Raw genomic sequence first — 18,537 nt, forward strand, 5'->3', positions numbered from 1 at the left:
AGAGACAGGGGTCGTGGCGGGCCTGGCGGGAGCCGCGAGGAACGAGCGGCGGATGGTAGACCCGGCGCCGCCTCCCACCCCGCACCCAGCCCGACCACGCGGGTAGTGTTCCCGCGGCCCCGCACCCACTCCGACCACGCGGGTAGTGTTCCCGCGGCCCCGCACCCAGCCCGACCACGCGGGCAGTGATCACACGCCGACTGCTACAGGTCGTCGTCGCCGTGCTGCTCGTCGTCGTCGATCACCGGCACGACGACGATCCTGTCGCCCCCGCCGGTCTGCGCGACGCCCCCGGTCTCCGGGAGCCGCTCGTCGCGCACCGCCTGCACGACCCGTCGGATGCGCTCGGCCTCCTTGGCGGGGTCGAGGAACGCGGCGGCGGACCACACCTGCGCGACGGTCCATCCGATGCGCTCGAGGCGCTCGGCGACCTGCCGGTCCCGGACGCGCACGCTGCGCTCGGCGACGTACGCGGCGTCGTCGGTGAGGACGGCGACGAGGAGCTCGCCGGGCAAGTCGGGGTGGCCGACGACGAGCGGGATCCGGTCGCCGTCGCCGATGCCGTAGTCGGTCTCGACGACGAGACCGGCGCGCCAGAGGCGCTCGGCGAGGTCGAGCACGAGCCGGTCGGGGCTACCGCCGAGGTCGACGCCGTTGCCGAGGGTCACCTGGTCGGCAGCGCCGCTGCGCTGCTCGGCGAGGTCGAGCACCTCGGCGAGCAGCCGGGCCCCGGCCCCGCGCAGACGCTCGGGGTCGAGGTCGCCCGCGGTGAAGCACGACACGACGTGGAGGCGGCGGCGGGTCGCGCCGACGGAGTCGAGCAGCATCGCCTCGGCGCCGGGCGTGTTGAGGATGCCGAACCGGTGCAGCACGCGGCCGTGCGGCGTCCGGCCGAACCCGACGGAGAGGACGATCGTGTCGCGCACGAGCCCGGCGACGCCCGAGACGTCGGCGACGACGACGGGCTCGGCGCGCGAGCCGGAGAAGAAGCCGGCGAGCGCGGGGTTCTGGCGCACCTCGACGAGGAGGGCGTCGCGGATGCGGTCGGCGTGCAGGGGCGTGACGGTGACGATCGCGAGGGACTCGTCGGGTCGCGTGAGCGCGTGCTCGATCGCGACCTCGACGACCCGGTCGACCTCGGCCTGGGTGCTCTCGACCGCGCCGGACGTCGGGTCGGGCATGCCGGCGCCGTCGACGACGTCGAGCTGGACGAGGACCTCGGCGCGGGGCAGGGGCGCGGGGCGCAGGACGCCGTCGTAGCCGTGCTCGGCGAGGAAGGTCGTGACGAAGGGGTCGCGTCGCGAGCCGTCGGCGAGGAGCTCGACCGTCGGGAGCAGCTCGGCGAGCTCGCGGACCGTCTCGGTCGAGGCGGCGCGCGGGTCGCCGACCGCGACGACCTGCCGTCCGCGGGCGAGCGCGGAGAGCACGAGCTCGACGGGCGCGTGCTCGATCGCGTCGAGCACCACGAGGTCGACGGTCCGCGTCGCGGGGACGAGGTGCGGCACGAGGGTCGGCGTGGCGACGAGCACGGGACGCAGCCGTCGCAGCACGGCGGGGTGCTTCTCGGCCGTCTCCCGCAGGCTCACGAGACGACCCTCGAGGAGCTCGGTGAACAGGTCCTCGGCCTCGTCACGGTGCTCGCGCATCGCGGTCCCGAGGTGGTCGCGGACCGCCGCGCGGACGGGCGCCGCGAGGGACGCGACGTGCGTGCGGTCGAGGTCGCGGAACCGGCGCGCGAGCGCGTCGAGGCCCGCGCCGTCCTGCCCGGCCAGGGCCTGGTCCTGCGCGAGCACCTGCTCGAAGACCGAGCTCCACCACGCGAGGTCGAGCTCGGGGCCCACGAAGTCGGGCTCGACGCGGCGCGCCGCGAGGTCCGCGAGCAGCTCGCCGAGGCCGAGGTCGGTGAGCCGGCGCAGGATCGCGGTCCGCGCGGGCAGGGCGTCGAGCGACTCGGCGTCCTCGGCGAGCGCGTCCAGCCGCGTCGCGAGCGAGTCGAGCCGGACGTCGAGGAGGTCGCTGCCACCGGGGGTGCCGTCGAGCGCGGGCGCGAGCTCCTCCACGTCGATGCGCACGGCCTCATGGGTGTCCTCGATCGCGGACAGCCCCTCGGGCAGCACGGGCCAGCCACCGCGCGGGCACTGCTCCTGCCAGACCGCGCGCTGCGCCTGCACCTCGACGAGCGCGGCGTGCAGGTCGGGCACGCGGACGCCGGGGCGGACCATGTCGCGCGCCTGGCGGCGCAGCCGGCGCCGGGCGAACCAGCCCATCTCGACGCCGCGCTGCTCGCGCCACTGCTTGGTCGCGGTCGCCTCGACCATGTCTTGGGCGGTGCGCTCGAAGATGAGCGGCTGGAACACGTCGAGCGTGCCGCGCATCCCGCCGAGCATGGTGAGCTGGTCGCCCCACTGGCGCAGCGTCGTCGCGGGCGTGAGCCCGGTGCGCTGCGCGACCTGCTCGACCTGGGCACGCAGCTGCGGGAGCGTGTGCGTCCGCAGCCGCTCGACGCGCACGAGCGCGTCGTGCGCCTCCTGCGCCGTGGTGAGGGAGGCGCCGTACCAGGGCGTCGACGTCGCGCGCGCCGTGAACGCGCCGAGCAGCGCGGCCTCGCGGAGCTCGGCCGCGATCCGCTCGCGCTGCGGCCCGACGCCGAGCACGACCTCGGTCGTCAGTCGCACCCGGGTGTCGGGGGCCGGGCGCTCGGCGGTCAGCCGGGCGAGCGCCTGGAGCGCGTCGTACGCGGAGACGCCCCACGGGTCGCGCACGAGGTGCAGCGCCTCGATGTACCCGGCGAGCCGGGCGCGCGCCCCGAGCAGGGCGTCGCGCGTGCGCGCGAGGTCCTCGTCCTCGCCCGGCTCGGGCTCGGTCGCCATCGCGGACAGGAGGCGGTGCGACGCCGTCTCCCGCCACGTCGGCTCCGGGACGACGTCGAGCACGAGGCCGCCCAGGCCCAGCTCGTTGAGCCGGGCGAGGAGCGCGTCCGCGGCCCGGCGGTGGCCCGGGACGTACAGGACGTGGCGCCCGGACGCCGCCGCCTCGGCGACGACCGCGGCGAGCGTGCCCGCGACGTCGGACCCGGCCGGCGCGTCGACGAAGAGGTGCGACCCGCTCGCGAGCACGTCGACGACGTGGCGCTGGGACGGGTCGAGGTCGCCGGCGCCGCGCTCGTGCACGGGGTCCGCGTCGCCGACGCGCCGCGCGGGCAGCTCCGCGCGCAGCGCCGTGGCGGACCGCTCGTCCCCGGCGAGCGCGGCGACGACCTCGTGGCGCTCGAGCGCGGGCGCGAGCTCGTCGAGGTCGTCGACGAGGACCTGCCCCGGGTGCACGAACGTCCCGACGAGGACGCGGTGGGTCAGGTCGAAGTCGTCGAGGACGGCCTGGCCGAGCGCGGCGATGCGACGGGTCGCGTCGCCGGGGTCGAAGCCCGCGCCGGTGAACGTGGAGCGCGCGAGCGTCACCGGGTCGAGGAGCGCGCCGTGCGCGCGCAGGGTGCGCGCGAGGAGCGGGTTGATCTCGGCCGTCGGCTCGAGGGTCAGCTCGTAGTCGGTCTCGCCGTCCCCGCGCGGAGTCACGGTCAGGGGGCGCAGGAGCACGGGCGCGCGCACGGTGCGGGACGTCGGCTCCTGCTCGCCGTCCTCGACCGTCCCGGGGTGGTGCCCGGCGTCGGGGACGCGTGCGCCGTCGTGCCCGGCGGCCTCGCCCAGCGCGTCGGGGACTGCGGACCCCTGGTCCGCGTGGTCGCCGGGTCCGGCGGCGCTCGGGGCGGCCACGTCGTCGCCCGCGCTCGGGACGATCGTCGCGGGGGTCCGACCTGCGACCCGCGCGAGCGCCGCGACGTCGTCCTCCGCGAGCGGTGCGTCGAGGCTCTGGGTCCAGGTCGCGACCCCGATCGCCAGGTACGTGGGCGCGACGCCGTAGCGCTGGGCGTGCTCGGCGGCGCGGACCACGACGGCGCGCGCGCGGCGCCGCGCGGCGGGCAGCGACCCGCCCTCGCGGAACAGGTTCGACAGCCGGGTCGGTCGCCCGGCGAAGAGCTGGGCGACGCCCGAGGGGTGGGCCGCCGTCAGGTCGACGACGGCGTCGCCGAGGAGCGAGACGTCGGCGAGCGACGACCCCCCGGCGAGCTCGACGAGGCCGGCTCGCCACCGCGTCACGGCCTCGTCGACGAGGTCGGCTGTGGTGGGCTCGGGGACGAGCACGGGGCGCGGTGGCGTCACGTCGTCGTCCGGCGCGTCGGCCTGAGCGGTCCCGTCGGGAGCGGTCGCGGGCAGCCGAGCAGGATCGGCCACGCTCCGGGCGGCTGAGCTGGTGCGGGCTGCGGCATTCACCCTCCGACGCTAACCGTCCGTCTCGCGAGGCCCGGCGCGGCGCGCCGGAGGGCCGGCGACCCGGTCCGCCGAGCGGCGCCGGGCCGTGGCCGCCCTCCGACGGGTCGATCGCGGGACGCGACGGAGGCGGGACGACGAACGGCCCCGGATCACGAGAATTCGTGTTCCGAGGCCGTCGTTCCGAACTATTCCGGGGTGTTCTCCCGGAGAAGTGTGAAACAGCGCGCACCGCGCAGGGGGCAGGCGATGCGCGCTGTCGAGGACTATCTTGCACGGCGGGATGCCGGGCGTCAACACGGTCCGCGGTCCTGGACGGGTAAATCACCCGCGCTCCGCAGAGACGTCTGAGAACCACCTGGACGAGCGTCCACAACATGCGCGGGATTCCGCGAATTCGAGAGCCCGGCCGACCGCCTCCGCGCTGTGGTGCACACCACACCGCGTGGCGTACGGCTCGGCTCTCGCCGCGCCCGACGGCGGTCCACGCGACCCTCGGCAGGATACGTCGTCGTCGCCGGACCGCCTCCCTGTCCTCGGGTCGTGCGCGCGACGACCGACACCGCGCGCCCGCCGCGGCGCTCCGACCGCCGCCGCAGCGCTCCGACCGGCGGCGTCACAGGATCTCTCCCGTTCCTCTGAGCCCCCGGCACGACGCCCCTGAGCGAGGTCCACACGAGCGGCCTACCGTGGGAGGACGCCCGTGGCCCGACGCCGGTCCCTGGCGCGCGGTCGTCGTGAACGGCCGGTGGCGGCGGGTGGTCCTGCCCTCCGACGACCGGAAACCCGCACCACGTGACGACACCCCCCGCACCCCGCCCCGACAGCGACGACTCCCCCGCACCCCGCGCCGCGCCCCACGACGCCGGTCGCGAGGCAGGTCGTGCCGCCGCGGAGACCGCACCCGCGAAGGAGCGCGAGGCCCCGGCCCGGCTCTCCCTCACGCAGGTGATCGCGAGCTCTCTCGCCGCCGTGAGCACCACGGTGCTGCTGTCGTACTTCGGGACCGCCGGCACGATCATCGGCGCCGGCATCGCGAGCGCCCTCACCGTCGTCGCGAACTACGTCTACACACGCTCGATCCAGAAGACGCGCGAGCAGCTCGTCCCCGTCGTCGGCAAGGTCGTGCAGGTGACCACCGGCGGGAGCACCGCGCGCGACCGCGCGACGACCACGACCGTCACGACCGCCGTCGCGAGCGTGCCGCGCGGGACGGTCGTCGTGGAGGACGCGGCGGATGCCGAGGCGGAGACGGGCGTCGTCCACCGGGGCGAGGGCGCGACCGACCCGGACGAGACCGTCGACCGGGGCGACGCAGGCACCTCGTCCGAGCCGGGCACGGACCCGGAGCAGCCGCAGAACGCCTGGCTGCGACTGGTCGACCGCTACGGCCGCGGACGGGTGCTCACGGTGTCGGCGCTCGCGCTGTTCGTCGTGGTCATGGGCGTCGTCCTCGTCGTCGAGCTCGCCATCGGCAAGCCGATCTCGGACGCCGTGCGCGGCGTGGAGGGCTCGGGCACGACGATCAGCCGTGAGCGCTCGACCGGCACGGACGACCCCGCGACGCCTGCGCCGTCGAGCCCGGCCGTGGACCCGTCGACCGTGCCGACCCAAGAGCCCGCGCCCGCGCCGTCGACCACGCCGACCCCGGCACCGACCGACGAGCCCTCGACCACGCCGACGCCGACGCCGGAGCCCACCGAGGAGCCCACGCAGGAGCCCGCACCGGACCCGACGACGCCCGCACCCGAGCCGACGGACCCCGCCCCCGGCACGGGCGAGAGCACCGGCGCGGGATCCGGCGAGGGCGCCGAGGCCGAGACGGGCGGCAGCACCGGCACGGCGCCGACACCTGCACCGCCCACGCCCGCCTCCGCCTAGGAAGACAGGATCGCGCCGCAGCGACGGTGGGAGGATCCGAGGATGCGCCGGTCCCCACACGCTCCCGCTCTCCGCGCGACGGCTCTCGCGCTGACCCTCCTCGCCGGGCTCGCTCCGCTGCTGGCCGGGTGCGCAACCGCCGATGACTCCGACGGGGCCGCCGCGCCCCCGGACCGGCCCGCGGACGTCGACGGGACCGTCGACCGTGACGCGGGCGCGCCGCGGCTCGTCGACGCGTCCGACCCCTACTACGAGGGCATGTCGCTCCTGTCCGCGAGCACCGTGGTCCTGGACGCAGACGGGGAGCGGGTGGACGGTGACGCCCTCGCAGACGGCGACGCCGTGGAGGTGTGGGCCGACGTGTGCGCGGAGTCGTACCCGGTGCAGTGCCAGGTGGTCGCGGTCCACGTCGTCGGCTGAGCAGCCCCCGCTCGGGAGCAGAGGGGGCGTTCGGTGCGCCTGGCCAGATTCGAACTGGCGACACCCGCTTTAGGAGAGCGGTGCTCTATCCCCTGAGCTACAGGCGCGCGGCCCCGGGGAACGGGCCGGGGGACAGCCTAGCCGTCGGCGGCCTCCGGAGGCGAAGCGCGCCCGCGCCCGCGGTGACCGTCGCGCCGGAGCGTGGCCGACGCGTGATCGGCGCGCGAGGATGGGGCCATGCCCACCGGACGTGCCGACGCGCCACGACGCGTCCTCCTCGACTGCGACCCCGGCCACGACGACGCGATCGCGATGCTGCTCGCGCACGGCAGCCCCGCGGTCGATCTCGCCGCCGTGACGACGGTCGCCGGGAACCAGACGCTGGAGAAGGTCACCCGCAACGCGCTCGCCGTCGCCGAGCTCGCGGGGATCGACGTCCCGGTCGCGGCAGGGTGCGACCGCCCGCTCGTCCGGCCACGGATCGTCGCGCCGGACATCCACGGCGACTCCGGGATGGACGGGCCGGTCCTGCCCGCCCCGCGCCGCCCCGTCGACCGCCGCCACGCGGTGGACCTCATCGTGGACACGGTCATGGGCACGGAGCCCGGCGAGATCACGCTCGTGCCGACGGGTCCGCTGACGAACGTCGCGATGGCGGCGCGCAAGGAGCCGCGCATCGTGCCGCGCGTGCGTGAGGTCGTGATGATGGGCGGCGGCTACCACGTGGGCAACCGCACGCCCGTCGCGGAGTTCAACGTGCTCGCCGACCCGGAGGCCGCGCACGTCGTGCTGAACGAGGCGTGGCCCGTGACGATGGTCGGCCTGGACCTCACGCACCAGGCCGTCGCGACGCCCGACGTGCGCGAGCGGCTCTCCGCGCTCGGCACCGCGGCCGCCCGGTTCGTCGGCGAGCTGCTCGACTTCTACGGCGCGACGTACCGCTCGGCGCAGGGCTTCCCCTACCCGCCCGTCCACGACCCGTGCGCGGTCGCGGCCGTGATCGACCCGGACGTCCTGACGACACGCCGCGCCCCGCTGGACGTCGAGCTCCACGGCTCGCTCACCACCGGCATGACGGTCGCGGACCTGCGCGGCGACGAGCCAGGCCCCGACGAGTGCCGCACCCGGGTCGCGGTCACGCTCGACCACCCGCGCTTCTGGGACCTGGTCGTGGACGCGCTCGACCGTGTCGGAGAGGGCTCCTGAGGCCCCTGCCCGACGCGCGGCCGGTCAGCCGAGCACGGCCCGGAGGAACTCCTGCGTGCGCTCGTGGCGCGGTGCCGTGAACATCGTCTCGGGGTCGGCCTCCTCGACAATGTGCCCGTGGTCGAACATCAGCACGCGGTCGGAGACCTCGCGCGCGAACTGCATCTCGTGCGTGACGAGCAGCATCGTGATGTCCGTGGTCGCGGCGACGTCGCGCAGCACACCGAGCACGTCGGCGACGATCTCGGGGTCGAGCGCCGAGGTGACCTCGTCGAGCAGCAGGATCTCCGGGTCCATCGCGAGGGCGCGCGCGATCGCCACGCGCTGCTGCTGGCCGCCCGAGAGCTGGTTCGTGCGGAAGTCGCGCTTGTCGGACAGGCCGACCTGCTCGAGCAGCTGCTCGGCGCGCGCCACCGCCTCGTCCTTGGACCGGCCGAGGACGTGCACCGGTGCCTCGACGATGTTCTCGAGCACCGTCATGTTGGGGAACAGGTTGAACTGCTGGAACACCATGCCCACCCGGTTGCGCACGACACGGCGCCGCTTCTCGGGGACCGCGACCCGCCGCTGACCGCGGTACTCGTGCGTGTAGGGGTCGCCGTCGACGAGGATGAGCCCGCCGTCGGCCTCCTCGAGCGTCATGAGCAGGCGCAGGATCGTGGTCTTGCCCGAGCCGGACGGTCCGATGAGCGTCACGCGCTCGCCCTGCGGGACGCTGAAGTCGAGCCCGTCGAGGACGACGTTGTCGCCGAACCTCTTGACGACGTCGCGGAACTCGATCGCGGGCACCACGCCGCGATCGGTCGTCTCTGTGGTCATGGTCGTGTCCCCGGGGTAGGTGGTCGGGTCAGGCAAGGCGGGTCTCCATGCGTCGGACGAGCAGCGAGGTCGGGTAGCTCACGAGCAGGAAGAGGATCCCGACCAGCGTGAGCGGCTCGACGTACGAGAACGTGTTGGCGCCGAACGTCTGTGCGGCGGTGAACATCTCGACCACGGAGATCGCGAAGAGGAACGGCGTCTCCTTGAACATCGAGATCGCGTAGTTCCCGAGCCCTGGCAGGGTGTTCTTGATCGCCTGCGGCAGGATCACCGCGCGCCACGTGCGCCCACGCGGCAGGTTGAGGGCCGTGGCGGCCTCCCACTGGCCGCGCGGCACCGCGTCGATCCCGGCGCGGTAGACCTCGGACATGTACGTGGCGTAGTGCACGCCGAGCACGACGCACCCCACCACGAGGCCCGGCACCGCGGGGAGCATGAGGTAGACGAACACGAGCTGCACGAGCAGGGGCGTCATGCGGACGAAGTCCACGACCAGACGCAGGGGTGCGGTGAGCCAGCGGCTCGGAGCGCGCCCCGCGAGCGCGATGAGCAGGCCGAGCACGGAGGCGATGACCATGCCGACGATCGTCGCGACCACCGTGACCCGGAGGCCGGCGAGCAGGTCCGGGAGCACCTCGGCGGCACGCTCCCAGCTCCAGATCTCGTTCATGCGTCCTCCCCTCGCGGCGTCCCGGCGGCCACGGGCTGTCCGGGCGCCTCTCCGGGCGCCGCCGCGGACGACCTGCCGGACGTGGCGGCCTGTGACGCTCCCCGCGGCCCCGGCTCGGTCGGTCGCAGCCGGAGCACCTCGCGCAGCGTCGGGCGGGTCGGGCCGGCACCGAGCCGGCGCTTGGCCCGCGCCTCGAGCGCGTTCATGCACCACGTGAGGAGGTAGGCGATGACGAAGTACACGACGAGCCCCACGGTGAAGCTGAAGAACGTGTCCCGCGTGGCGGTGCGGAGCTGGTCCGTCCAGAAGAAGACGTCGTGCAGGTACACGTACGTCGCGAGCGCCGAGCCCTTGAGCAGCTGGATGAGCAGGTTCGCGAGCAGGGGGATCATGAGCGCCCACGCCTGCGGGAAGATCACGCGCCGGATCCGGTGCACCGGCCCGAGGTTGAGCGCGGTGCACGCCTCCCACTGCCCGCGGGGGACGGAGTTGATCGACCCGCGGACGACCTCGGCACCGTAGGCGCCGTAGTTGAGCCCGAGGGCGAGGATGCCGACCGCCATCGACTCCAGCTTGAAGCCGAACGCGGGCAGCACGTAGAAGAGCCAGAAGAACTGGACCACGAGCGACGTCCCGCGGAAGAACTCCACGACGACCCGGGACGGCCCGCGCACCCACAGGGAGCGGGTGCGCGAGCCGAACCCGAGGAGCAGCGCGACGACCATCGCCAGCAGAGCGCCGCCGACCGTGAGCTGCAGGGTGACCAGGACGGCGTCGCCGAGCTGCGGGAGCCGGGCGACGAGCGTCTGGAAGTCGTCCGACATCGGGTCAGGAGCCCAGGCCGAGCTCCGGGCCGAGCTCGTCCGCGATCTTCTCGAGGTCGCCCTCGCAGAGCATCTCGGCGGTCAGCCCCTCGACGGGGCGCTCGGCCTCGGTGAACCCGAACGGCCCGAGGATGTCCTCGTACTTCTGCGGGTCCGAGACGATCTCGGCGAGCTGCTCGTTGTACGCGTCGAGCAGGTCGGTGTCGCCCTGGCGGAAGACGGTCGCGCCCGCGCCGATCTGCGGGACGCCGTCGATCACCGCGACGAAGGACTCGGTCGCCTCGACCGGGGCGTCGGCGCTCTCGGCGAGCGCGCGCAGCGAGATGCCGGTCAGCGCGAACGCGTCGGCACGCCCTGACACGACGGCGTCGAGCCCGTCCTGCGGGCTCCCGACCTGGGTGGTGGACACGTCGGTCTGCTCGGCGTACCCGGCCTCGATCGCGCCCGACATGACCGCGAGGTTCACGCCGGCGTCGACGGCCGACTGCCAGTCGGAGAGGTTCTTTGGGTTGCCCTCGGGGACGAGGAACGCCGTGGTGTACATGATCTCGGGCTCGCTGAAGGCGGCCTGCTCGCACCGCTCGGGCAGGATCGACATGCCCGCGCTGATGGAGTCGAAGCGGTCGGCGTTGAGCCCGGGGATCAGAGCGTTCCACTCGGTGAGCGTGCCCTCGACCGTGTCGATGCCGAGCTCGGCGTACACCGCCTCGTTGAGTGCGACGGCGGCGCCGGTGAGCTCGCCCGACTCGTCCTGGTAGCTGTAGGGATCCTCGCCGGCGAAGCCGACGGTGATGCTCCCGGCGTCCTGGAGGCCGGACAGGAGGCCTTCGTCGGTCGACCCGCCGGACCCGCCGGACCCGCCGTCGACGCTCGAGCAGGCCGCCGTGGCAGCGAGCAGGACGGCGGTGCCCGACGCGAGCAGCACGCGGCGTCGGTACGGGGTGGTTCGCGTGGAAGTCATGGTTCCCTTCGTGCCCGTCGACGCGAGCGGTCGCGGACGGTCGTGGGGCTGAGCGGACGGTCGGCCACGCTAACGCTTTGTCCAACGTTAGACAATCCGACTGTCCTATGGTCCGATTGTCGACAATAGACGCGCCTCGGTGCACATCGACGGCTGCCCGGGAGGTCGCTTCCCGGGCGGTCCTGACCGACGGGAACGCCGGGTGACCTGCGAGGACGGGTCGGGCCGACGCCTCGCACCTTCACCGGGCCCGCCCGGTGACGGGCCGCTCGCCCGCGGCGCGACGTGCGGTGCGGGCGCCGGCGACAGGGGATGATGTGATACCGGATCGTGACCTCGACGGTCTGGGCACGAAGGCCGGCACCAGCACCGCCACGACCACCACGACGCGGAAGGGGACTCGATGAGCCCGACCTCGCGCGCGCCGCACAGCGCCGCACCGTTCCTCTCGCCGGTGACGCGACCGTCGACGGTCGACCTCATCACGCGCGAGCTGCGCGACGCGATCTACTCCGGCGCGCTGCGTGTGGGGACGCCCATCCGCGAGGTCGAGATCGCCGGACAGCTCGGCGTCAGCCGCGGCCCGTTCCGCGAGGCCGCGCAGCGGCTCGTGCAGGAAGGGCTCCTGACCGCGACCCCGGGGCGTGGCCTGCGCGTCGTGACGATCGGGCGCGACCGCATCCCGGCGCTGTACGCCGCGCGCACGAGCGTCGAGACCACGGCCGCCCGCCTCGCCGTCGCCCGGGCGACCGACCCGGAGGTCGCCTCGGTCCGCGCCGCGTACGACGCCCTCGTGGCGGCCGGCGCCTCGCAGGACCCGCGCCGGATCGGGGACGCCGACCTCACCCTGCACTGGACGCTGGTGGCCGCAGGCGGCAACCCGTGGTTGCTGCGCTGGATGACGACGCTCATCGTCGAGGTCCGGGTCGCGAGCTTCACGGTCAGCGACGAGTACGCCGTGCGCGCCGACTCCCCCGAGTCCCACGAGATCCTCGTCGACCGCCTCGAGGCACGCGACGCCGACGGTCTGGTCGCCGCGATCACGACCAACCTCGAGGAGGCCGTCGCGCGGCTCACCACCCCGCAGGAGGCAGCCGTCGAGACGATCGAGGAGCCGCACCCCGTGCCGCCGCCCCGGCTCGACCCGATCGAGCCGACCGGCCTGCTCTGACGCACCCGTGCCCCGTCCGTGCGGCACCGGGGGCTGACGACGGGACCGCGGTCAGACGCGCGTGCAGGTCGTGAAGCGGTAGCGCAGGCCGGTGGACGACGTCGCCCACTCGCCCGCGCGCACGGCCCACCCGGCGGGGACGTCGGGAGCGTAGGTGTCGCCCTCGACGACGGCGTCGATCTCGGTGACGACGCACCGGTCCGCGAGCGCGATCGTCGCGACGTAGAGCTGCGCTCCGCCCATGACCCAGACCTCGCCGGACCCGGTGTCGCGCGCCGCCGCGCGGGCGACCGCGAGCGCCTCCGCGACCGACCCGGCCACGCGCACGGGCGCGCCAGCCTCCGCGGCCGCGCGACCGCCGTCGGGCACCGCGCCGCCGGACGCACCGACGCGCGGCGACGGGTCCCCGGGGGACCCCCCCGGCTGGCGCGTCACGACCACGTTCACGCGCCCGGGCAGGGGCCGGAACCGGGGCGGGAGCGAGTCCCACGTGCGGCGGCCCATGACGACGGGGTGGCCCGACGTGAGGCGCCGGAAGTGCGCGAGGTCCTCGGGCAGGTGCCAGGGCATGGTGCCGCCCACGCCGATGACGGGTCTCCCGGCGGCGTCGCGCGCCTGGGCCCAGACCAGCCCGAGCGTCGGCGCGCCGGGCGTCTCCTCCCCCACCGCCGTCAGACCGCGATCGGGGCCTTGATCGTCGGGTGGTGCTGGTACCCGACGATCTCGATGTCCTCGTACTCGTACGCGTCGATCGAGTCACGCGGCGCGAGGCGCAGCGTCGGGTAGGGGTACGGGTCGCGCGTGAGCTGCTCGCGTACCTGCTCGACGTGGTTGTCGTAGATGTGCACGTCCCCGCCGGTCCACACGAAGTCCCCGACCTCGAGCCCGGTCTGCGCCGCGACCATGTGGACGAGCAGCGCGTACGACGCGATGTTGAACGGCACGCCGAGGAACAGGTCGGCCGAGCGCTGGTAGAGCTGGCACGACAGCCTGCCGTCGGCCACGTAGAACTGGAAGAACGCGTGGCACGGCGGCAGGGCCATGTCCTCGATCTCCCCGACGTTCCACGCCGAGACGATGTGGCGGCGCGAGTCGGGGTTTGCCTTGATCTGCCCGATCACCTGCGCGATCTGGTCCACGTGCCGCCCGTCCGGCGTCGGCCACGAGCGCCACTGGACGCCGTAGACCGGGCCGAGCTCGCCGTCGGCGTCCGCCCACTCGTCCCAGATGCTCACGCCGCGCTCCTGCAACCAGCGCACGTTGGAGTCGCCGCGCAGGAACCACAGCAGCTCGTACGCGATCGACTTGAGGTGGACGCGCTTGGTCGTGACGAGCGGGAATCCCTGGGAGAGGTCGAAGCGAATCTGCCGCCCGAACACGCTGCGCGTGCCCGTCCCGGTGCGGTCGCCCTTGTGGGTGCCGTGCGCGAGGACGTCGCGCAGGAGGTCCTCGTACGGGGTCGGGACGGGCCCGGGAGCGGTGCCCGACGGCGCGGGCTCGCCGGTGCTCACGGGTGCGGTCGGGGCGTCGGTCGCGTCGAGTGCCACGCCCGCCAGTCTAGGCACCACGCCCGCGCGCGGCCGTCGCGGAGCTCAGCGGTCCCGGCCGTCGGGCGTGGGGGCGTAGTCGCGGTGCCCCGCGACCTGCGACTGCGGCACCGCGTCGGCGAGGCGACGCAGGTCGTCGGCGGTGAGCTCCAGGCTCGCGGCCGCGGCGTTCTCGTCGAGCCGCTCGCGTCGGCGCGTCCCCGGGATGGGCACGGCGCCCTGGGCGACGACCCACGCGAGCGCGACCTGCGCCTCGGTCGCGCCCTTCTCCGCGGCGACCTCGCGCACGCGGTCGACGAGCCGGAGGTTCGCGGCGAACGCGTCGGGCTGGAAACGGGGCAGTCCGCGGCGGGCGTCGTCGGGAGCGAGGTCGTCGAGGCTGCGCACGCTGCTCGTGAGCACGCCACGCCCGAGCGGGGAGAACGCGACGAACCCGATGCCGAGCTCGTCCATGACGGCCTTCTCACCGTTGCGCAGCACGTCCGGGGAGAACAGCGAGAGCTCCGACTGGACGGCCGCGAGCGGGTGCACGGCGTGCGCGCGCCGGATCGTCTCGACCGACACCTCCGACAGCCCGAGGTGGCGCACCTTGCCGGCGGCAACGAGCTCGGACATCGCGCCCACCGACTCCTCGATCGGCACGGCCGGGTCGGCGCGGTGCAGGTAGTAGAGGTCGATCACGTCGGTGCCGAGATGCCGCAGCGAGCGGTCGGCCGCCCGGCGGATGTACTCCGGGGTGCCGTTGCGCCCGTGGACCGTGCCGTCGTCGTCCGTCTCCGCAGACGCCTTGGTCGCGAGCACGACCTGGTCGCGCCGGTCGCCGAGCGCCCTCCCGAGCAGCTTCTCGTTCTCGAACGGCCCGTAGGCCTCGGCCGTGTCGACGAACGTCACGCCGACGTCGACGGCGTGACGGAGCGTCGCGACCGCCTCTGCCTCGTCCGTCGGGCCGTAGAACGCGCTCATGCCCATCGCCCCGAGGCCGATCGCCGAGACGTGCAGGCCGTCGCCGAGCGTGACGACGGGCGGTCGGGTCGTGGCGGGGTGGTCGGTGGTCGTGGTCATCGTGAGACCTCCTGGTCCTGGTCGGTGGTGGCGCGGCGGTACGACGCGATCTTGGCGTCGAGGGCCGCGAGGTGGCGGCGCGTGCGCTCGAGCTCGGCGAGCACCCGTTCCCGGTGCCGCTCGAGGACGACGAGACGCTCGGCCTCGGTGCCTGCCCGGCGGCTGAGGTCCGCCATGACGCGCACGTCGGCGATCGCCATGCCGGTCTCGCGGAGCATGACGAGCCCGGCGAGCCACGCGACGTCGTGCGGGCCGTACCGGCGCCGGCCACCACCGTCGCGCGGCGCGGGGTCGAGCAGGAGCCCCTCCTTCTCGTAGTACCGGAGCGTGTCGACGCTCAGCCCGACGGCGCGCGCCGCGTCGCCGATGGACAGGCCCTCGGGTGGGACCTCGACGGGCGGGACGGGGATCAGCAGGTCGGACATGGGTCGAGCATGCGACCTGGAGCGCGCTCCAGGTCAAGGGGCGCGGGCGTGACGCACGTCATGTCACGGACCGCGGTGCCGTCCGGTCGACAGGGTGAGCGCGCCGGAAGGGCGCACCAGGCGCCCGGCCCGCTCACGTCACAGGAGGCAGTGATGGAACGCATCGTCGTCGTCGGTGGGGGCTACGCCGGGTTCACGGCGGCCCGGGAGCTCGAGAAGCGCCTGCGGCGCGAGCTGCGCCGCGGCGAGGTCGAGCTCGTCCTCGTCGACCCGCGCCCGTACATGACCTACCAGCCGTTCCTGCCCGAGGTCGTCGCGGGCTCCGTCGAGGCGCGGCACGCCGCCGTCGCCCACCGGAGTCACCTGCACCGCACACGCCTCGTCGACGGGACGGTCGAGCGGGTCGACCACGCGCGCCGCGCGGTCGTCGTCCGGCCGCGCGCGGGCGAGCCGTACGACCTGGCGTACGACACGGTCGTCGTCACGGCGGGCGCCGTGACGCGCGTGTTCCCCGTGCCGGGCGTCGCCGAGCACGCGATCGGCATGAAGCACGTCGAGGAGGCCGTCGCGATCCGCGACCGCCTGCTCACGTCGTTCGACCGCGCCGCGAGCCTGCCCGCGGGGCCCGAGCGCGAGCGCCTGCTCACGGTGACGTTCGTGGGCGGCGGGTTCTCCGGCGTGGAGGGGTTCGCGGAGCTCCTGTCGCTGGCGCACGACCTCACGCGCGTCTACCCCGAGATCGACCCGGCGGAGCTGCGGTTCCACCTCGTCGAGCGCAACGCGCGCATCCTGCCGGAGGTCACCGAGCGCCCGGGCCGGTGGGTCCTGCGGGAGCTCGAGCGCCGCGGCGCGCACGTGCACCTGGAGGCCGGCCTGGTGTCCGCCGAGGGCGGGGTCGTGACGCTCTCGACCGGCGAGTCGTTCGCCACGGGCCTGCTCGTGTGGACCGCCGGCAACGCGGCGAACCCCGTCGTCGCGACGCACACGGACCTGCCCGTGGATGCGCGCGGCTACCTCGTCACACGGCCCGACCTGCGGGTCGGCACCGTGGACGACACGGTCCCCGACGCGTGGGCCGCCGGCGACGGCGCGGCCGTCCCCGACCTCGCGGTCCCGCGGCCGGGCGCGCTGACCGTCCCCAACGCCCAGCACGCGGTGCGGCAGGGCCGGCGCCTCGCCCGCAACCTCGTCGCCGCACGCCGTGGCCGCGCCACGCGGCCCTACGTGCACGGGAGCCTCGGCGTCGTCGCGACGCTCGGCCTCGGCTCGGGCGTGTTCGAGTACCGCCGGCTCGTCGTGCGCGGGCGCCTCGCGTGGCTCATGCACCGCGGGTACCACGTGCTCGCGATCCCGACGTGGGAGCGCACGGCACGCGTGGTCGCCGTGTGGGCCACGGGCGCGCTGTTCGGGCGCGACGTCGTCTCGCTCGCCGCGGTGCAGCACCCCCGCGAGGCGTTCGTGGCGGCCGCCCCGGCCCCGCGCGCCACGACCGCGCGACCGGCCGAGCGGCCGGCCGAGGTCGACACCGCCGCGTCGGCGGGGCCGCGCCCCGCGCCGAAGCCCGTCCGCGCGGCCTGAGACCGCCGTCCGGGTCGCGTCGGCCCGCCCCGACCGACGCGACCCGGGCGGCTCGACCGACTCGCCCGGGCAGGACGAGGGAATCGCCCGCGCCCGCCGCGCGTTTCCCCGGAGGGCGGACCTCCCGGACGCCGCGACCTGACGAGTGCGAGGATTCACGCATGACGACGCAGCCTTCCGAGACCAGCCCGATCCCGGCCGACGACGCGGAGCACGACGTGCCCGCACCGTCCCCCGCGCCGGCCGACGCGCTGTGGGTCGAGCGCACGGGTACCCGCACGTACACGGGCCACTCGGCGCGCGGCGCGCAGGTGTCGATCGGCCCGGCGAGCGAGGGCGCGGTGTTCACCCCCGGGGAGCTGCTGAAGATCGCCCTCGCTGCGTGCGCGGGCATGAGCACGGACCGGACGTTCGCGCGCCGGCTCGGCGACGACTACGCGGTGACGATCCACGTCGAGGGCGCCAAGCTGCTCGAGGAGGAGCGCTACCCGAAGATCACCGGCACGTACGACATCGACCTCACCTCGCTCGACGACGACGCGCGCGACCGGCTCGTCACCGTCGCCGCGCGAGCGATCGACAAGGCGTGCACGGTAGGGAGGACGGTCAAGGCCGGGGCCGAGGTCGAGTACCTCTTCCAGCCGGAGGGTGCCGGCCGGGAGGTCGAGACACCCGCCTGACGCGGGACCGGCACGCGATGACGGGAGGCGCCATGGCGCACCAGCAGGACCCCTCGAGAACCCCTGTGCCGCGTGGCGGCGCGCCCGCGTACGGCACGCCGCCGCCCGAGGGCACGCGCGCGGACGTCTCGACGCAGGACGCCGTCGACTGGGCCGCCTACCGGCCCACGCCGCTGCTCGACGCGGCGCTCGACAAGGCCGTGACGATCCCGTCGCACGTCATCCGGGCGCACGTGGACGGGGTCCGTCGTCGGAACCCGGAGGCGAGCCCCGCCCAGATCGTGCGGATCCTCGAGCGCGAGTACCTGCTCGTCATCCAGGCCGCCGGCGGCGCCGTCGGTGCGGCGGCGGCGTTCCCGGCGGTCGGGACGGGCGTCGGGATCGCGCTGACGTCGAGCGACATCGCGACGTTCTTCGCGTCCTCGGCCGCGTTCGCGCTCGCGGTGGCGGACGTGCACGGGATCGCCGTGGACGACGTCGCGCGCCGCCGCGCCCTCCTTCTCGCCACCGTGCTCGGCGAGAAGGGCGCCCGCGACGTCGAGCGCGCGACCCAGGGGTCCGGCCTCGCGTGGGGCAAGGTCCTGCTGACGAGCATGCCCGCCGGGACGCTGGTCAAGGTGAACAAGGCGCTCGGCAACCGCTTCCTGCGCACGCAGCTCGCCAAGCAGTCGGGCCTCGCGATCGGGCGGCTCGTCCCGTTCGGCGTCGGCGCCGTCGTGGGCGTCGCGGGGGCACGCGCGCTCGGGCACGGCGTGATCGGCCAGTCGAGGCGCGCGTTCGGGCCGCCGCCGTCGGTGTTCGGGCGGCTGCTGGAGGTCGTGGAGTCGCCGGTCGAGGACGCACCGCCGCGGCTCGTCCCCGTGCCCGACGACGCCGCGAGCCCCCGGCGGCGGCGTCGCCTCCTGCCCGGGCGCGGGCGGAAGGGCCACTCCTCCGCGCGCGACGCGGAGTGACGGGCGACGACGAGGCAC

The 18,537-nt window shown here is 74.8% G+C and carries 16 protein-coding genes and 1 tRNA gene; 7 read left to right on the forward strand and 10 right to left on the reverse strand.

Annotated elements, in window-relative coordinates:
- Positions 1–203: 203 nt before the first annotated feature.
- Positions 204–4,286, reverse strand: a complete 4,083-nt coding sequence (locus ACFWH7_RS14345; RefSeq protein WP_378217181.1) for a hypothetical protein — start codon at positions 4,284–4,286, stop codon at positions 204–206.
- 831 nt (positions 4,287–5,117) lie between these two features.
- Here ACFWH7_RS14345 and ACFWH7_RS14350 point away from each other — a divergent pair.
- A complete protein-coding gene (locus ACFWH7_RS14350; protein ID WP_378217182.1) occupies positions 5,118–6,203 on the forward strand; it encodes a hypothetical protein in 1,086 nt (361 codons plus the stop codon).
- 42 nt (positions 6,204–6,245) lie between these two features.
- Positions 6,246–6,623 (forward strand): hypothetical protein, encoded by a 378-nt coding sequence (locus ACFWH7_RS14355; RefSeq protein WP_378217183.1) that lies wholly within the window; start codon positions 6,246–6,248, stop codon positions 6,621–6,623.
- A 34-nt stretch (positions 6,624–6,657) separates the two neighbouring features.
- Here the strand turns inward: ACFWH7_RS14355 and ACFWH7_RS14360 are convergent.
- Positions 6,658–6,730, reverse strand: a tRNA-Arg gene (locus tag ACFWH7_RS14360).
- Between the two features lie 130 nt (positions 6,731–6,860).
- On the opposite strand from ACFWH7_RS14360, the gene uriH reads away from it, so the two are divergent.
- The gene (gene uriH, locus ACFWH7_RS14365; protein WP_378217184.1) at positions 6,861–7,829 is read left to right on the forward strand and encodes a uridine-preferring nucleoside hydrolase UriH; all 969 of its coding nucleotides are present in this window, start codon (positions 6,861–6,863) and stop codon (positions 7,827–7,829) included.
- A 24-nt stretch (positions 7,830–7,853) separates the two neighbouring features.
- On the opposite strand, the gene ehuA is transcribed toward uriH, so the two are convergent.
- The 4 genes from ehuA to ehuB are packed head-to-tail and all read right to left on the reverse strand — an operon-like array spanning position 7,854 to position 11,103.
- A complete protein-coding gene (gene ehuA, locus ACFWH7_RS14370; RefSeq protein WP_378217185.1) occupies positions 7,854–8,648 on the reverse strand; it encodes an ectoine/hydroxyectoine ABC transporter ATP-binding protein EhuA in 795 nt (264 codons plus the stop codon).
- A gap of 28 nt (positions 8,649–8,676) precedes the next feature.
- Positions 8,677–9,318 carry an ectoine/hydroxyectoine ABC transporter permease subunit EhuD gene (ehuD, locus tag ACFWH7_RS14375; RefSeq protein ID WP_378217186.1) on the reverse strand — a complete coding sequence of 214 codons (642 nt, stop codon included), beginning with the start codon at positions 9,316–9,318 and terminating at the stop codon, positions 8,677–8,679.
- Positions 9,315–10,142: an ectoine/hydroxyectoine ABC transporter permease subunit EhuC gene (ehuC, locus tag ACFWH7_RS14380; RefSeq protein WP_378217187.1), complete on the reverse strand. Its 828-nt coding sequence runs from the start codon at positions 10,140–10,142 to the stop codon at positions 9,315–9,317. Before ehuC ends, ehuD begins: the two co-directional genes overlap by 4 nt.
- A gap of 4 nt (positions 10,143–10,146) precedes the next feature.
- Positions 10,147–11,103 carry an ectoine/hydroxyectoine ABC transporter substrate-binding protein EhuB gene (gene ehuB / locus ACFWH7_RS14385; RefSeq protein ID WP_378217188.1) on the reverse strand — a complete coding sequence of 319 codons (957 nt, stop codon included), beginning with the start codon at positions 11,101–11,103 and terminating at the stop codon, positions 10,147–10,149.
- A 403-nt stretch (positions 11,104–11,506) separates the two neighbouring features.
- On the opposite strand from ehuB, the gene ACFWH7_RS14390 reads away from it, so the two are divergent.
- Positions 11,507–12,274 carry a GntR family transcriptional regulator gene (locus tag ACFWH7_RS14390; RefSeq protein WP_378217189.1) on the forward strand — a complete coding sequence of 256 codons (768 nt, stop codon included), beginning with the start codon at positions 11,507–11,509 and terminating at the stop codon, positions 12,272–12,274.
- A 51-nt stretch (positions 12,275–12,325) separates the two neighbouring features.
- On the opposite strand, the gene ACFWH7_RS14395 is transcribed toward ACFWH7_RS14390, so the two are convergent.
- The 4 genes from ACFWH7_RS14395 to ACFWH7_RS14410 form a co-directional block, all read right to left on the reverse strand.
- Positions 12,326–12,940, reverse strand: a complete 615-nt coding sequence (locus ACFWH7_RS14395; protein WP_378217190.1) for a dihydrofolate reductase — start codon at positions 12,938–12,940, stop codon at positions 12,326–12,328.
- A gap of 5 nt (positions 12,941–12,945) precedes the next feature.
- The gene (locus ACFWH7_RS14400) at positions 12,946–13,785 is read right to left on the reverse strand and encodes a thymidylate synthase (RefSeq protein ID WP_378217206.1); all 840 of its coding nucleotides are present in this window, start codon (positions 13,783–13,785) and stop codon (positions 12,946–12,948) included.
- A gap of 81 nt (positions 13,786–13,866) precedes the next feature.
- Complete coding sequence (locus ACFWH7_RS14405; protein ID WP_378217191.1) at positions 13,867–14,883, reverse strand: aldo/keto reductase; 1,017 nt, start codon at positions 14,881–14,883, stop codon at positions 13,867–13,869.
- Positions 14,880–15,308, reverse strand: a complete 429-nt coding sequence (locus ACFWH7_RS14410) for a MerR family transcriptional regulator (protein WP_378217192.1) — start codon at positions 15,306–15,308, stop codon at positions 14,880–14,882. Before ACFWH7_RS14410 ends, ACFWH7_RS14405 begins: the two co-directional genes overlap by 4 nt.
- A 153-nt stretch (positions 15,309–15,461) precedes the next feature.
- Here ACFWH7_RS14410 and ACFWH7_RS14415 point away from each other — a divergent pair, with 153 nt between their 5' ends.
- From ACFWH7_RS14415 to ACFWH7_RS14425, 3 genes are all read left to right on the forward strand, one after another.
- The gene (locus ACFWH7_RS14415; protein ID WP_378217193.1) at positions 15,462–16,886 is read left to right on the forward strand and encodes an NAD(P)/FAD-dependent oxidoreductase; all 1,425 of its coding nucleotides are present in this window, start codon (positions 15,462–15,464) and stop codon (positions 16,884–16,886) included.
- A gap of 161 nt (positions 16,887–17,047) precedes the next feature.
- Entirely contained in the window at positions 17,048–17,566 is a 519-nt protein-coding gene (locus ACFWH7_RS14420; protein ID WP_378217194.1) for an OsmC family protein, read from the forward strand.
- Positions 17,567–17,598: 32 nt separating this feature from the next.
- Complete coding sequence (locus ACFWH7_RS14425; RefSeq protein WP_378217195.1) at positions 17,599–18,519, forward strand: hypothetical protein; 921 nt, start codon at positions 17,599–17,601, stop codon at positions 18,517–18,519.
- Positions 18,520–18,537: the final 18 nt, after the last annotated feature.

Source organism: Cellulosimicrobium cellulans, assembly GCF_042723955.1.
Taxonomy (GTDB): domain Bacteria; phylum Actinomycetota; class Actinomycetes; order Actinomycetales; family Cellulomonadaceae; genus Cellulosimicrobium; species Cellulosimicrobium cellulans_H.

What these genes read in the sequence shown, in the direction of transcription:
- ACFWH7_RS14390 (WP_378217189.1), top strand. Translation starts at nt 11,507, where the DNA reads ATGAGCCCGACCTCGCGCGCGCCGCACAGCGCCGCACCGTTCCTCTCG.
- ACFWH7_RS14425 (WP_378217195.1), top strand. Translation starts at nt 17,599, where the DNA reads ATGGCGCACCAGCAGGACCCCTCGAGAACCCCTGTGCCGCGTGGCGGC.
- ACFWH7_RS14405 (WP_378217191.1), bottom strand. Translation starts at nt 14,883, where the DNA reads ATGACCACGACCACCGACCACCCCGCCACGACCCGACCGCCCGTCGTC.
- ACFWH7_RS14415 (WP_378217193.1), top strand. Translation starts at nt 15,462, where the DNA reads ATGGAACGCATCGTCGTCGTCGGTGGGGGCTACGCCGGGTTCACGGCG.
- ehuD (WP_378217186.1), bottom strand. Translation starts at nt 9,318, where the DNA reads ATGAACGAGATCTGGAGCTGGGAGCGTGCCGCCGAGGTGCTCCCGGAC.
- uriH (WP_378217184.1), top strand. Translation starts at nt 6,861, where the DNA reads ATGCCCACCGGACGTGCCGACGCGCCACGACGCGTCCTCCTCGACTGC.
- ACFWH7_RS14355 (WP_378217183.1), top strand. Translation starts at nt 6,246, where the DNA reads ATGCGCCGGTCCCCACACGCTCCCGCTCTCCGCGCGACGGCTCTCGCG.
- ehuC (WP_378217187.1), bottom strand. Translation starts at nt 10,142, where the DNA reads ATGTCGGACGACTTCCAGACGCTCGTCGCCCGGCTCCCGCAGCTCGGC.
- ehuB (WP_378217188.1), bottom strand. Translation starts at nt 11,103, where the DNA reads ATGACTTCCACGCGAACCACCCCGTACCGACGCCGCGTGCTGCTCGCG.
- ehuA (WP_378217185.1), bottom strand. Translation starts at nt 8,648, where the DNA reads ATGACCACAGAGACGACCGATCGCGGCGTGGTGCCCGCGATCGAGTTC.
- ACFWH7_RS14420 (WP_378217194.1), top strand. Translation starts at nt 17,048, where the DNA reads ATGACGACGCAGCCTTCCGAGACCAGCCCGATCCCGGCCGACGACGCG.
- ACFWH7_RS14410 (WP_378217192.1), bottom strand. Translation starts at nt 15,308, where the DNA reads ATGTCCGACCTGCTGATCCCCGTCCCGCCCGTCGAGGTCCCACCCGAG.